Here is a 13187-nt window from a genome sequence, read left to right as displayed (position 1 = left end):
GTCGATACCGCCGGCATCACCGGCAACGGAGCGGACCTCGTTCGACGTCGCCTCAGGCACGGATCACCGCCAGTGCCTTGTCGAGGATCTCCCCGACCCTCGACCCGTCCCCCGCCTCGACGTTCAGGCGGAGCAGCGGCTCGGTGTTGGACGCACGGACGTTGAACCACGCACCGTCCGACAGTTCCACGGTCACCCCGTCGAGCTCGTCGGTGCTCACGGTCTCGTCCGCGAACGCCTCGACGACGGCAGCGGTGCGCCCCTGCTGGTCGGCGACCTCCGAGTTGACCTCGCCGGACGCCTCGTAGCGGTCGTAGGCCTGCTTGAGCTCTGAGAGCGGACGATCCTGGCCGCCGAGGGTGGCCAGGACGTGGAGTGCGGCGAGCATGCCCGAATCGGCGTTGAAGAAGTCGGAGAAGTAGTAGTGGGCGGAGTGCTCCCCGCCGAACACCGCGTCCTCCTCGGCCATCTGGGCCTTGATGAACGAGTGTCCGACCCGGGTACGCACCGGGGTGCCGCCGTGCTCCCGCACGATCTCGGGTACCGCCTTGGAGGTGATCAGGTTGTGGATGATCGTGGCGCCGGGGTGCTGGTCCAGGTAGCGCTCGGCGATGATGCCGCAGATCGCGGACGGGGAGACAGGCTCGCCCTGCTCGTCGACGATGAAACAGCGGTCGGCGTCACCGTCGAAGGCGATACCGAGATCGGCCCCCTGGGCGACCGTGTACTTCTGCAGGTCGACGAGATTCTCCGGGGCCAGGGGGTTGGCTTCGTGGTTCGGGAAGGTCCCGTCCAGCTCGAAGTAGAGGTCACGGATCGTCAACGGGAGGCCGGAGCCCTCACCGAGCACCGCCGGAACCGTGAGCCCGCCCATGCCGTTGCCTGCGTCGACGGCGACGGTGAGGGGCCGGATGCCCAACGGCACCAGGTCATGGAGGAACGCGGCGTAGTCGGTGAGCACGTCACGGCTCGTGCCGGTCCCGGCGGTACCGTCGTAGGACGGCACGCCGTCGACCAGCATGTCGGAGATCTCCGCCAGACCGGTCTCCTGTCCGACCGGGCGGGCACCGGCGCGGCACAGCTTGATGCCGTTGTAGCGGGCGGGATTATGGGATGCGGTGAACATCGCGCCCGGGCAGTCCATGGTTCCTGAGGCGAAGTAGAGCTCGTCAGTGGAGGTCAGGCCCAGGGAGACGGTGTCGAGGCCCTGGCTGCGCACGCCTTCAGCGAAGGCGTCGGACAGGCCCGGGGAGCTGTCGCGCATATCGTGTCCGATGACGACACGGGTCGCCCCTTCTCCTCTCATGAGCAGTCCGAAAGCGGCCCCGGTGTCCCGGACGAGCTCGGCGTCGATGCCGTCACCCACGACGCCGCGGACGTCATAGGCCTTGATGACGGAGGCGATGGCCTCCCGGTCGCGCTGTGTCATGTCAACTCTCCTGGTGTTCTGTATGGATCATTCGCCGTCGTAGTGCACTGCGCGCAGATGGCGCTGTGGGGCTCGTCCCGGAAGGTTCCGCCGTGAGGGGTGATGGCCGGACGGTTGCGGGATGTCGGTGCGACGGACGACCCGGGACACCGGTCGTCTCTGCGCCGACGTGAGCGGGTCTGTGTCACTGACGTCACTGACCCCACCGACTCCGTCCTCCAGTGCCGCGGCGAGGGCCTGCATCTCCTCGTCGGTGAAGTCCTCCTCCCCGATGTCCCCGATGTCCTCGGTGCCGATACCGGGAGCGGCGAATGCGGCCACCGGAACAGAAACCTCCGGGGACGGATCTTCCGTACGTTGCAGTCCCCATCCTTCGGGGACGGTCAACCTGGAGAGGTGACGGTCACACAGGTCCCAGCTGTGCGGGTCGTCTCCGGGCTCCAGGGGGTTGACGGTCGCCGTGCGGGCGGCATAGTTGTAACGCAGGGTGGCGATCGCACGGTTGCCGCAGCCGGGCCTGGAACACTGTCGGTAGTCAGTCACGGCCACCATCCTAGTCCGCGACACAGTCGGAGTGCCGGACGACTCGGCCGCCTGTCGGACACGGGCACGCCCCGCAGGGCGGTCTAGGATCGGATCCATGACCCGTCCCCCCTCTCCCTCCGCTGGTCCTGACATTCCGGACGCGACGCCGGTCAGGCGTGAGGCAGCGCCCGGCCACCCGGCCAAGGCACTGACCCGGGACACCCGTGGCCGTGGGCTTCGTGGCGTGCTGATGCCGAAACTGCCGCGCTACGCCACCCGCGCGGAGACCTTCGACGCAGCCGTCCTGGACGCGTACGCCCCGGTGCTCGACCGGTTCGGCGACCGGTTGGACGGACTCGACGTCGCGATCGACCTCGTCCCGCGGATGAGGCTGGATTCCACCACCGCCCGGTGGTCGGATGAGGTCGCCGCGGACGGACCCGTGCCGTTGGGTCGGCTCGTCCCCGCCGGCGTCGATGAGACGGGGTCCCCCACCCGACCCCGCTTGATCATCTTCCGGCGTCCGATCGAGCAGCGTTCCACCGACCGGATGGACACGGAGGAGTGGCTGAGGTTCGTCATCGCCCGCCTGGTGGCGACATATCTCAACGTGGCACCGGAGGTCATAGACCCCGGTTTCCGCTGGGACTGACAGCTACTGACAGCTGAGGAGGTAAGGAAGGTCAGCCGAGGCGCTTCTTGAGACGCCGGCGCTCGCGCTCGGACAGTCCTCCCCAGATCCCGAAACGCTCGTCGTGCTCGAGCGCGTACTCAAGGCACTCGTCCCGGACTCCGCAGGCCCGGCAGATCCGCTTGGCCTCGCGGGTCGAACCGCCCTTCTCGGGGAAGAAGGCCTCCGGGTCCGTCTGGGCGCACAGTGCCTGTTCCTGCCAGTCCTGCTCGACCGCATCGAAGAGGAGGTCGAAATCCTCCGTCAGGTCGGAGAAAGCACTGGGAGTGTAGTCGTCGATGCCACCCCGGAGGAGGTCGGGCAGCTCTCCGGACGTGCCGGAGTCACTCGTGTGACCGGAACGGGCATCGTCACCGTCCACGGCTGCGGACCCCTCCGAGAAGGGACCACGAAAGGCGTCCGCCGGGTTGTCCACCGTTGTCTCCTCACTGAAATCCGCCGTGCCGGGTTCCCACCGGCCTCTATCTACACGAAAGATTACACACGGGTAATTCCATAGCGTCAACCTTTCGACCAGGACATAAAGCCCCATGCGTCACACCAGTCACACGGGTCACGCAATACGGGCCCTGGGACGCATTCACAGTGTTCTGACAGGCACGACATGGGCGAAATCATACAGACAAGACCACTACATGTAGACGTCAGAGCCGGTGTTCGACCCCTGCAGCCACAAGATATCGAAATATTTTCACTCGGCAGGGGCACCGCCCCGTACGGGGGTCAGACGTCGCTGCTGAAGCGCAGCCCTCCGTCGGGGAGCGTGACCCCGGGCCACAGCCGGGCACCGCCCTGCAGCTCACACCTGGCCCCGACCACGGCGCCCTCCCCCACCACGGCATCACGCAGATGGGCACGTGCCCCGATCCGTGCACCGGCGGCCACCACACAGCGTTCCACAGTCGCCCCCGCCTCGATCTCCACGCCGTCGAAAACCACCGAGGTGTCCACTCGGGCGCCCGCACCGATCTCAGCACCACGGCCGATCACCGTCCCACCGAGCAGCAGTGCACCGCCGGCGATGGCCGCAGACTCGTCCACGAGCGCCTCGCCGTTGCGTCCCGCCAGCAGCGGGGACGGGGCGATACCACGCACCAGATCCGAGGAGCCGCGGACGAAGTCGTCCGGAGTCCCCAGGTCCCGCCAGTACGCCTGGTCCACGTGACCGTACAGCCGGTGCCCCCTGACGAGAAGGTCCGGGAAGACGTCACGTTCCACCGAGACGACCCGGTTCTCCGGGATCGACTCGATGATCTCGCGCTGGAAGACATAACATCCGGCGTTGATCTGGTCGGTCGGCGGATCCTCCGCCTTCTCCAGGAAAGCTTCCACCCGACCGTCCTCCGCGGTCGGCACACAACCGAATGCACGTGGGTCAGCCACCCGGAGAAGGTGGAGGCTCACGTCCGCGGCATTGTCGACGTGCGTCCGCAGCACGGCATTGAGGTCCGTCCCGCCGAGGATGTCGCCGTTGAAGATCATGGCCCTGTCGTACCGCAGATGCGACAGCACGTTACGGATGCCGCCGCCGGTGCCGAGGGGAGAGTCCTCGACAACGTACTCGATCTCCAGGCCGAGCTCGGACCCGTCACCGAAATGCTCCTCAAAGACCTCCGCCTTGAAAGAGGTGCCCAGCACGACGTGGGTCATCCCCGCTTCCCGGATCCGCGCCAGCAGATGCTGGAGGAACGGGTAGCCCGCCACCGGGAGCATCGGCTTGGGGATGGAGTTGGTCAGGGGTCGCAGACGCGTGCCCTTACCGCCGACGAGAATGACGGCGTCGGTGTCGGCGGCGAGGTCTGTATTCGTGTCAGGGGTCGAGGGTGAGGGATTGTCTCGTTCGTCACTGTTCACCCTTGGGAGGTTATCTGACGGAATGCAGTCCGGCAGTCAACGGCGCGCCCGCTTCGCCAGTGCGACGGCCACGATCCCCCTGAGCTTCAACCCCGCCCACACCGCCGCACGCACGGGAGCCTGCCACCAGGCCGACAGCCGGTCAGCCTGGAAGCGGTAGGCACTGTCGTGGTGCGCCGGCAACGTGATCTCAGGATGCTTGTCGGCGGAGTGGCCCTGGGCATGCGTGATCTCCGCGGAGGGGGTGAACACGTTCTCCCACCCTGCACGCGACAAGCGGTCGCCCAGGTCGACGTCCTCCATGTACATGAAGTAGCGCTCGTCGAAGCCGCCGACCGCGTCGAACGCCTCCCACCGCAGGAGCTGGCAGGACCCGGACAACCAGCCGGACGCCCTCTCCTCGTCCATCACCGCATCCGCCAGATACCGCCGGGTGAACGGATTGTTCTTCCATACCGGCGCCAGCAGGGCGTGACCGATGCCCGCCCCGAGCGTCGGCACCGACCGTGCCGACGGGTAGACACTCCCGTCCACCTCGCGGATGAGCGGGCCGACGGCACCGGCGCGGGGATGACGGCGTGCCGTCTCCACCATCCGGTCGATCGCCCCCGGATCGAAGACGACGTCCGGGTTGGCGATCACCAGGAACTCGCCGTCAACCTCCCCTGCCTCCCGACGCGCGCGCAACGACTCCACCCCGGCGTTCATCCCGGCGCCGTAGCCGATGTTTCCCCCGGTACGGAGCAACTCGACCCCGTCCCGGTCAGCCGCAGCTTCCGGCGCACCGTCGGTGGACCCGTTGTCCGCCATCACCACGACGGCGCCCTGGTCGGTGGCCCCCGGAACAGAGTCCAGGAATCGGGTGAGGTACTCACCCGGCGAGTAGGTGACGGTGATGACGGCGATCGGTTTCACGGGAGTTCACCCTAGCCGAAAACCCGCCCCGAGTCCCCGTCTCAGACTGTCCCGCCAGTCCGGTGGCGTCCGTCCCGTCATGGTGGACCAGGGCTCCAGGTCCAGGACCGACCACGGAGGACGTACAGCGGGTGTCGGCCAGTCCCGCGTGGTGCAGGGTGCCACCCGGGCCGGGTCGTGCCCGCTGTACCGGAACACCTCCCTGGCGAACCCGCACCACGACACCGGTTCCCCGGAATTGGTGACGTTGAGGATGCCCGGCGGCACCTCGACATGCGCCAGCGCCCACAGTTCCCCGGCGAGATCCGGAGCATAGGTGGGACGTCCCACCTGGTCGTCGACGACGCGGGGATCCACCCCGTTCTCTGCCAGTGTGGCCATCACCGAAACGAAGTCCCGCCCGGGGGCTTCAGGGCCAGACCAGACCCAGGACGTCCTCACGACGGTACCTCCGGCCGCGAGAACAGCCTGCTCCCCCTCACTCTTCGTCCGCCCGTACTCGTTGGCGGGACGGACGGGGTCGTCCGGACGCCAACCTCGTCCGCCGTCCGGGGCCGTCCCGGAGAAGACGTAGTCCGTGGAGACGTGAATGAATGCCACCCCCGCATCGGCGGCGGCCCGTGCCAGTTCGCCGGGGGCGGTGGCGTTGACGGCCTCGACTGTTCGTCGGTTTGTCACGTCCTCCGCACCATCCACGTCTGTCCACGCCGCCGTGTTGATCATCACGTCCGGCCGCTGACTGTCGGCGAAGAGAGATGAGGCCGCCGCCCTGAAACCCGCCGTCCCCGCACCCGACAGGTCGAGCTCCGCCCGCGTGACCCCCTTACCGCCCAGCGCCACGAGACACCGCCCCACCTGGCCATGTGCGCCGGTCACGATTACCGTCACTGTGGACAACCTCCTGTACTGCCGGACACGGAAACCGGCGTGCCGACACCCCGGCCCACCGTACGATCGGCACCGACTCTACGCGGACATACATGTCGACCGGTCCCACGATCACAATATCCACCCTGACAACTAGTAGAGTCCCCCCTGTCCCGGTATCCAGCAAGTCACCCCGAACACCGCCGAAAGGTCTGGAATGAGCGATTCTGACAGGTCTCCGCGCAATGGACGTGGAGAGACGCCTGGTCGCGGCGGACGGCACCACCGTCGCGATGACGTTCCTCCGCGGTCCGAGCGGCCACGGCAGACTCCACAGAGGTCGCAGCAACCGCAACGTGCCCGCCACAGCCGCCCGTCCGGCGCTGCCGCAGCAGGCGGGCAACGTCGGGCGCCGAACCGGTCATCACGGACGGTCCACGGTTCCGCGGCGGCGGTCGCGTCCGGTCACCGTCAGATCGGTTCCACGCCGGTCAAGGTGGTTCTCGCACTGTTGTCCGCGATCATGCTCGCCGGTGGAACCTACGCGTACTCCTCGGTCGGCCGGCTCGACTCCAACCTCAACCAGGCCGGCGGACTGAATCTGGGCAGCCAGTCGGACGGCGCCACGGATATTCTGCTGGTCGGTGTCGACTCCCGCACTGACGCCAAGGGCAATGAGCTCTCGCAGGACGAGATCGACATGTTGCGCGCCGGCGAGGAAGAAGCCACGAACACCGACACCATCATCCTCATCCGCGTGCCTGACGACGGCTCATCGGCGACTGCCGTGTCACTGCCACGTGACACCTACGTCCACAATGACGACCTCGGCAACACCAAACTCAACGGTGTCTACGGCAGCACGAAATCGCTGAAGCAGGATGAACTCAATGCATCGGCGATGAGCGACGGTGAGGAACCTGACGAAAAGAAGATCGACCGTGAATCGACGTCTGCGGGCCGGGAGGCGCTGATCAATACGGTGGCTGACGTCACCGGCATCGAGGTCGACCACTACGCGGAGGTCGGTCTGCTCGGATTCGTCCTCCTCACCGACGCAGTCGGCGGTGTCGATGTCTGTCTCAACAACGCGGTCGACGAGCCGATGTCCGGCGCCAAGTTCCCCGCCGGCGAGCAGACACTCAGTGGACAGGACGCATTGAGCTTCGTGCGTCAGCGCCACGAACTCCCCCGTGGCGACCTGGACCGTATCACCCGGCAGCAGGTCTACATGGCCAGCCTGACCAACAAGGTGCTGAGCACGTCGACTCTGAGCAACCCCGGGAAGCTCAATGACCTGAGCAAGGCTGTGGAACGCTCGGTGACCCTTGACGACGGCTGGGACGTGATGGGGCTTGCCACGCAGATGCAGGGACTGACCGGTGGCAATGTGACTTTCCAGACCATCCCGGTGACCAGTATCGACGGTACCGGTGACTTCGGGGAATCTGTCGTGACCATCGACAAGAAACAGGTCCACAGCTTCTTCGAGGACCTTCTCGGCGACAGCGCCTCCGACGGCGACGACGGCAAGGGCACCGACGACAGCGACTCTTCCAGCGACATCGAGGACTACGAGCCCTCTGAGTCCACCGTCTCGGTCTACAATGCCAGCCAGATCGGCGGTCTCGCCTCCCGCGTCGGTGACCTCGTGTCCGGCGCCGGGTACAGCATGGGCGAGGTGGGCAACGCCACCGAGACGGGTATCTCCGAGAGCCAGGTCAACGTCGCGGACACCAACGACCCCGCTGCGCGTGGACTGGCCGAGCAGCTCGGTGGGCTGAATGTGGTCGAAGACAGCACTCTCGATTCCGGCGAGATCCGGGTCACGCTGTCAGGCACGTACGACGGCCCCGGTACGTCGGCATCCGGCGTCGATGAGCCTCTTCCTGCGGTCGGCGAGTCCGGTTCGGACTCGTCCGGCGGTTCCTCGGAGAATGTCGGCACCCCGGGCACGGACGCCACCGGTGGAGACGTTCTCGGGGAGAACGAGAACGCCGGTAGTTCTTCGGAAGAGTCTGGCGACGATGTCGGTGCAGTAGGGACCCCGGAGGAGTCCGACTCCGCCACCACCGACCGCGGCGCGATCGATGCCGGCGGCGACGGCCCGATGTGCATCAACTAGGGTAAGGCGACCGGGACATCCCCCGACCCCGGTCGGTAATCGTAGATCCGGTACGAGTCCACGCGAGAGGAATTGCTTCTGCAATTCTCGACGATGACGTGGGTGCGTAACTGTCGCCTACTTTCGCCGACAAGGCTGCCGCCGTGGCATGGACCGCCACGATCCCAGGAGCTGCATGGTCCGCGTTGCCCAACAATGCCTGGGACTCTGCCATCGCCGCCCCCAGCATCCCCGCGAGCACATCACCCGCACCTGGGGTCGCTCCCCACGACGTTCCTGCGTCAATGGTGTGGACGGAGGTATCAGGTTCTCTACCGTGACTGTAGGTAATCGGGCGGTCGACGATGACTGTGTGCCGCCCTTTCAACAAGACTCCGCAGTTCAGCCTCTCGGCCACGGCTACCGCTGCCCCAATACGGTCCTCGCCCACGTCGGGGATCGGGTCAGATTCCGCAGAATCGCCGTCCATGACGGCAGAAGCGAGCCGACGGAACTCTCCGACGTGTGGAGTGAGCAGGGCTGTCGGAGCATCGAGTGACCTGTCAGAGCGCCGCGCGAGCGCTTCCCTGAGCTCTTTCCGCTCCGCCAGAAGAGTGATCGCATCCGCGTCAATAACCAACGGCTCACGTCGTCCAAGCAACGTAGCCAGCTCAGCGGCTGCACCGTCGTCAGTTCCCCGGCCGGGGCCGACGACCCATGCCTGAACCCTTCCGGTCTCCTCCACACTCCGTGAGACGATCACCTCCGGGCATGCCCGGACTACCTCCTGCCCACCGGAACCGACATATCGGACCATGGAACTGGTTGTGCGTACGGCCGCAGTGGTCGTCAATACACCAGCGCCCGGGTAAAGATCCGAACCTGCGCAAATCCCCACTACGCCGCCCGCGTACTTGTCATCGTAGGGGCCGGGTTCACGCGGGCCGCCATACCGTGCGCGACGAATCGGAGCCAGATCGGTATCCGAAAAATTGTAAGGACCCCCCATATCGAGGCCCCCAGTCGCATTGGCCTGGCGCTCAGGGCGAAATGCCACAGCCGTCTGTATCTGCACTCCGTCGTTCCCTGCTCGTTGGTCGTTCAGTTGCGAACTGATTGTCATAGGTACGTCGTCTGGCCTCGTCCCACTGATCCCGGGATCTGCCACGACCACCTGTCCGCAGTAGGCACTGACCGCATGTGCACGACGCAGTCCGCCAAATGTCACCGTCACGTCGGCGATGACGTGGGCCGCGACCTGAGATGCACCCAAGAGCCCGACATTCGTCGGAATCGACTTCCCGGCGCGGGGATCCGGAGGATCGTCAATATCCACCGCTCCCGGGGTTGCACCACTGTCAGCCTCAATGCCGGAAGGGATGTCCACCGCGAGCACAGGGACTAACCATTGCCTGAGGAATGCCATGACCGTCGCAGCCTCTGGCCTCAGTCCGCCTTTCCCACCCAGCCCCAGGATTCCGTCAACGACCAGTCTGTATCGTGGGGGCGTCTTCCAGAGGTCCGTAAGCTCAACGACTGTGCCGCCGACAGCAGTGAATGCGTCCAGTGCGCGTTGGTGGACTCGGCTTGCGGACCCGAGTAGCACCGCCTCGACTCTCCACCCGGCTTCGGCAAGTTCAGCACCGGCGTAAAGCGTATCTCCACCATTACCGCCTCCCCCTACCGCCAACAGAACCTTCGTCTGCACGGGAATGACGGGTTTTCTCTCCAGCATCACATGGGCGGCCGTCGCCACGGAAGCCGCCGCAGAGCGCATGAGCTGATCGGCGTACTTCTCACTGGCTAACAACGGTTGCTCTGCTTGCTGGATCTGACGAACGGAGTAGACAGGGTTCATACCCTCACGTTACGGACCGCTATGGTGTGTTCGCATGGACACTCCCGCCGTTCCCACACCCGCCCCTGTCGCACCGACCGTGCGCACCCCGTGGCGGACGTGGGTCGCCACCACCCTGGTCGGTTACGCCGCGGTGATCGTCGCGCTGACGACGTTGAAGGCGTTCTACACCATCGGGCTGCTGTGGAAGCCGGAGAACCAGCGCGTCAGGGAATTGCGCCTGGTTCCTTTCGGCATCGTCACGGACTCGTCCACCACCTTCGGCTGGGTCTTCGACATCCTCGGCAACCTCGCCTTCTTCGTCCCTTTCGGGATCCTGCTGATGATCCTGTCGGGCCGGTGGTGGTGGACGGTGGGTATCGCCGCAGTGTTCAGCCTCGGTATCGAGGTCTCGCAGTACATCTTCTCGCTGGGCCGCACGGATGTGACGGACCTGATCTGCAACACGGTCGGGGCGGCCGTCGGTGCCTGGGTCGCATGCTGGTTCTCCCGCAACCCCACCTGGTCACGACGCTGGCAGACCGTCCTCACCACCGTGGTCGGGCTCGCGGTGCTCGTCTTCCTCGTGCTGGTGATCCTGGGCCCGGGCCTGGGCGACCCGGACAAGGTCGTCGGAGGCTGACCGGGTTAGTCTGGTCTCCATGGATCTCCTGTCCCCGTTCCTCCAGACCGACGCCGCATCGCCGCGCCTGACGACGTACACCGACGCAGGACGGATGGAGTTGTCCGCTGCGACGCTGGCGAACTGGGCGGCGAAAGGCGGCAACCTGATGGCCGGTCAGCTGGGGTTGTTCCCCGGCGATGTCGTGGTTCTCGATGCGCCGACCGACTGGATGCCAGCTGCCCTGGTGGTGGGTTGCTGGCGGGCGGGCGTGGCGGTCTGCTCCCCGTCGTCACCGGCCTCCGCATCGGCGGCTGCGTTGATGACCACGGACCCCGGCGCCCACCCCGACTGGGACGCCGAGATCCTCCAACTGTCCACCGATCCTTTCGGCCGCGGAGTGGCCGAGGCCGGTGGGGACGTCGAGTTCGGGGTCACGGACCTGTCACCGGAACTACGGGTCCAGGGTGACCGTTACACCGGGCCGGAGACCGGGGAGGACACCGTGCTGCTGCACACTGTCGACGGTGAGCCGGTGACCGGGGCCGACCTACGATGCCGGGCCTCCGACGTCTTCGAGCCCGGGACCCGGTCGGTGACCGGCCCCTGGGCCGACACCGACGGACTGGTCGCCACGCTCCTCCCCCTGTTCGTGGCGGGGTCGGTCGTCGTCTCCACCGACGATGCCCCCGAACGGCTCGAGCATCTCGCCGCCACGGAGCTCGGGGCCGTGACCGCTACTCGGCGGTGATGATCCGTGTGACCAGGTCCCTGGCCTGGTCGAGGGCCTCCTCCTGCTCTCCGGTGAGAAACCCCTGGACCATGTACGGGGCCATGTAGTCACCGTTCTCCACGGCGAAGTGCAGGGTGAGGTTGAGCTGATCCCCCTCGCCGGCGCCGTCGCTCTCCTCCGGTTCAGGTGTCTTCACGATCGTGTAGACGAGCAGGTCCCCGGACGGGGTCTCCCCCGCATCAACGTCCACCAGCTCCGCCTGCGCCTCCTCCAGCGCGGGCTGGATCCCCCTGATGACATCGTCCCTGTCGACGGGCATCATCTGACCGTCCAGCGGAGCGAGGGTGACGGCGGCGAAACTCGCCGCTGTCCGGTACCCGAATGCCACCGTGCCCGGTGCGTCCTCCGGAACCGTGTCGAGCTCCTGCCAGTGGGTCGGCAGTGTCAGTGTGCGTCCGGAGTCCCCGATTGCGATGTCCATGGCCCACAGGCTACCGGACGTCGGCGCGTTGATTGCGCCACAGTCCGACAGCGGACAGTACGACGACCCACACGACGAGGATCGCTATACAGGTCATGTCGTCGATACCGAGACCGACGCGGTCGTAACCTGTGGCCAACTGTGCCAGTCGTTCGCCGGGGGCGATGGCCGCAAGGGGACGGAAGGCCTCGATGTGTGTTGCTGTCTCACCGATCATCCCGTCGATCAGCAGGAACCAGACGGTCGGCACAGCGACGGACACGACCGGGCTCCTCAGGACGCAGGCAAGCCCCACTGCCATGAGCGGGAACGCGACCCCGCCCAGCAGGTAACTCCAGACCGGGGTGAACGCACCACCGCCGTCAAGGGAGAGATTCGCTCCCAGAACTGCCGCTGCACCGACCGTCAAAGCCACACCGGCTACGTAGGTAATGAACGCGAAGACAAGCGTCACCAGAATCTTCGCCGTCACCCAGCCGGCCCGACTCCGCTGTGTCAGGAACGCCTGGGCGTGCAGGTGGTTCCGGATGTCACCGGCAGTCGTCGAGGCTGCAAACACGATGGCCACCATGATGAAGATCATCGCGCCATTCATCAGGTCCGCCCACTCGAAGGTCGGTGTCTCTGAAGAGAACAAGGTGGCCAGGACGACGGGACCGTACAGAGCTCCTGTCAGCAGAATCGCGTAGACCAACGTTGACCGCATGCTCAGTAGTTTGGTGGTCTCCGACCGTAGGGCATTGATGAGTGAAGTCATGGTTCTAGTTCCTTTCGGTACTGCTGTCGACGAGGTCAGAAGATGTCCGGTACTCCTGCACCGCGGAGGTGGCCGCGAGGAACCGGGATTCCAGATCTGCGCTCTGCGTACGTAGGCCAGTGAGGATGACCCGGGAGTTCAGGGCAATTTCACCGACTGCACGTCGGACCTCGGCCTCCGAACCCCCCTCCGGGACCTCCACGCGCAACGCGCTCCCCTCGACGGAGCCGGTGGGCAGACCTGCCTGCTCCAACGCTGACGCCAATGTGTGGGAACTCGTTGCATCCGCAGTGTCAACGAGCACGCTGACCCCGCCGGCGAGGAACTCCTCCATCGAATACTCACCAATCATCCGCCCCTTACCAATCACCA

General features: G+C 66.0%; 13 protein-coding genes and 1 pseudogene. 4 read left to right on the top strand and 10 right to left on the bottom strand.

The window, feature by feature from the left end; translation table 11 throughout:
* Positions 1-52: 52 nt before the first annotated feature.
* Together FS507_RS13385 and FS507_RS13380 are read right to left on the bottom strand one after the other, a co-directional pair.
* Positions 53-1429: a phosphomannomutase/phosphoglucomutase gene (locus FS507_RS13385; protein ID WP_145943291.1), complete on the bottom strand. Its 1377-nt coding sequence runs from the start codon at positions 1427-1429 to the stop codon at positions 53-55.
* A 27-nt stretch (positions 1430-1456) separates the two neighbouring features.
* Entirely contained in the window at positions 1457-1981 is a 525-nt protein-coding gene (locus tag FS507_RS13380; RefSeq protein WP_260853486.1) for a DUF3499 domain-containing protein, read from the bottom strand.
* A gap of 223 nt (positions 1982-2204) precedes the next feature.
* Here FS507_RS13380 and FS507_RS13375 point away from each other — a divergent pair, with 223 nt between their 5' ends.
* Complete coding sequence (locus FS507_RS13375; protein WP_145943337.1) at positions 2205-2606, top strand: metallopeptidase family protein; 402 nt, start codon at positions 2205-2207, stop codon at positions 2604-2606.
* Positions 2607-2637: 31 nt separating this feature from the next.
* Here FS507_RS13375 and FS507_RS19040 read toward each other — a convergent pair whose 3' ends face one another.
* The 4 genes from FS507_RS19040 to rfbD form a co-directional block, all read right to left on the bottom strand.
* Positions 2638-2925, bottom strand: a complete 288-nt coding sequence (locus FS507_RS19040; RefSeq protein ID WP_139311863.1) for a WhiB family transcriptional regulator — start codon at positions 2923-2925, stop codon at positions 2638-2640.
* 443 nt (positions 2926-3368) lie between these two features.
* Positions 3369-4499, bottom strand: coding sequence for a nucleotidyltransferase family protein (locus FS507_RS13365; RefSeq protein WP_145943289.1), 1131 nt, complete (start codon positions 4497-4499; stop codon positions 3369-3371).
* Positions 4500-4535: 36 nt separating this feature from the next.
* On the bottom strand, positions 4536-5414 hold the full coding sequence (locus tag FS507_RS13360) for a glycosyltransferase family 2 protein (protein ID WP_145943288.1): 879 nt from the start codon (positions 5412-5414) through the stop codon (positions 4536-4538).
* Between the two features lie 6 nt (positions 5415-5420).
* Positions 5421-6302: a dTDP-4-dehydrorhamnose reductase gene (gene rfbD, locus FS507_RS13355; RefSeq protein ID WP_260853469.1), complete on the bottom strand. Its 882-nt coding sequence runs from the start codon at positions 6300-6302 to the stop codon at positions 5421-5423.
* Positions 6303-6498: 196 nt separating this feature from the next.
* On the opposite strand from rfbD, the gene FS507_RS13350 reads away from it, so the two are divergent.
* Positions 6499-8406: an LCP family protein gene (locus tag FS507_RS13350; RefSeq protein ID WP_145943287.1), complete on the top strand. Its 1908-nt coding sequence runs from the start codon at positions 6499-6501 to the stop codon at positions 8404-8406.
* Here the strand turns inward: FS507_RS13350 and FS507_RS13345 are convergent.
* Entirely contained in the window at positions 8399-10162 is a 1764-nt protein-coding gene (locus tag FS507_RS13345) for a bifunctional ADP-dependent NAD(P)H-hydrate dehydratase/NAD(P)H-hydrate epimerase (RefSeq protein WP_260853483.1), read from the bottom strand. The two genes, FS507_RS13350 and FS507_RS13345, sit on opposite strands and share 8 nt — an antisense overlap.
* A gap of 115 nt (positions 10163-10277) precedes the next feature.
* On the opposite strand from FS507_RS13345, the gene FS507_RS13340 reads away from it, so the two are divergent.
* Entirely contained in the window at positions 10278-10865 is a 588-nt protein-coding gene (locus tag FS507_RS13340; protein WP_145943285.1) for a VanZ family protein, read from the top strand.
* Positions 10866-10884: 19 nt separating this feature from the next.
* Positions 10885-11595 carry a TIGR03089 family protein gene (locus tag FS507_RS13335; protein WP_145943284.1) on the top strand — a complete coding sequence of 237 codons (711 nt, stop codon included), beginning with the start codon at positions 10885-10887 and terminating at the stop codon, positions 11593-11595.
* On the opposite strand, the gene FS507_RS13330 is transcribed toward FS507_RS13335, so the two are convergent.
* The 3 genes and pseudogenes from FS507_RS13330 to FS507_RS13320 form a co-directional block, all read right to left on the bottom strand.
* On the bottom strand, positions 11582-12058 hold the full coding sequence (locus FS507_RS13330) for a hypothetical protein (RefSeq protein ID WP_145943283.1): 477 nt from the start codon (positions 12056-12058) through the stop codon (positions 11582-11584). The genes FS507_RS13335 and FS507_RS13330 overlap by 14 nt on opposite strands.
* Positions 12059-12068: 10 nt before the next feature.
* Entirely contained in the window at positions 12069-12815 is a 747-nt protein-coding gene (locus FS507_RS13325) for an ABC transporter permease (protein ID WP_145943282.1), read from the bottom strand.
* 4 nt (positions 12816-12819) lie between these two features.
* Positions 12820-13187, bottom strand: a pseudogene (locus tag FS507_RS13320) (ABC transporter ATP-binding protein); the annotation flags it as partial.

Origin of the sequence: Corynebacterium glyciniphilum AJ 3170, assembly GCF_007673095.1 — a bacterium.
GTDB lineage: Bacteria > Actinomycetota > Actinomycetes > Mycobacteriales > Mycobacteriaceae > Corynebacterium.
The sequence above is the reverse complement of the archived record's forward strand: the minus strand, read 5'-3'. Positions and strand labels throughout refer to the sequence as shown.

Bases quoted from the DNA above. Each gene is read 5' to 3' on its own strand.
- FS507_RS13335 (WP_145943284.1), top strand. From the start codon at position 10,885: ATGGATCTCCTGTCCCCGTTCCTCCAGACCGACGCCGCATCGCCGCGC.
- FS507_RS13375 (WP_145943337.1), top strand. From the start codon at position 2,205: ATGCCGAAACTGCCGCGCTACGCCACCCGCGCGGAGACCTTCGACGCA.
- FS507_RS13330 (WP_145943283.1), bottom strand. From the start codon at position 12,058: ATGGACATCGCAATCGGGGACTCCGGACGCACACTGACACTGCCGACC.
- FS507_RS13385 (WP_145943291.1), bottom strand. From the start codon at position 1,429: ATGACACAGCGCGACCGGGAGGCCATCGCCTCCGTCATCAAGGCCTAT.
- FS507_RS13380 (WP_260853486.1), bottom strand. From the start codon at position 1,981: ATGGTGGCCGTGACTGACTACCGACAGTGTTCCAGGCCCGGCTGCGGC.
- FS507_RS13345 (WP_260853483.1), bottom strand. From the start codon at position 10,162: ATGCGCTCTGCGGCGGCTTCCGTGGCGACGGCCGCCCATGTGATGCTG.
- FS507_RS13340 (WP_145943285.1), top strand. From the start codon at position 10,278: ATGGACACTCCCGCCGTTCCCACACCCGCCCCTGTCGCACCGACCGTG.
- FS507_RS13350 (WP_145943287.1), top strand. From the start codon at position 6,499: ATGAGCGATTCTGACAGGTCTCCGCGCAATGGACGTGGAGAGACGCCT.
- FS507_RS13325 (WP_145943282.1), bottom strand. From the start codon at position 12,815: ATGACTTCACTCATCAATGCCCTACGGTCGGAGACCACCAAACTACTG.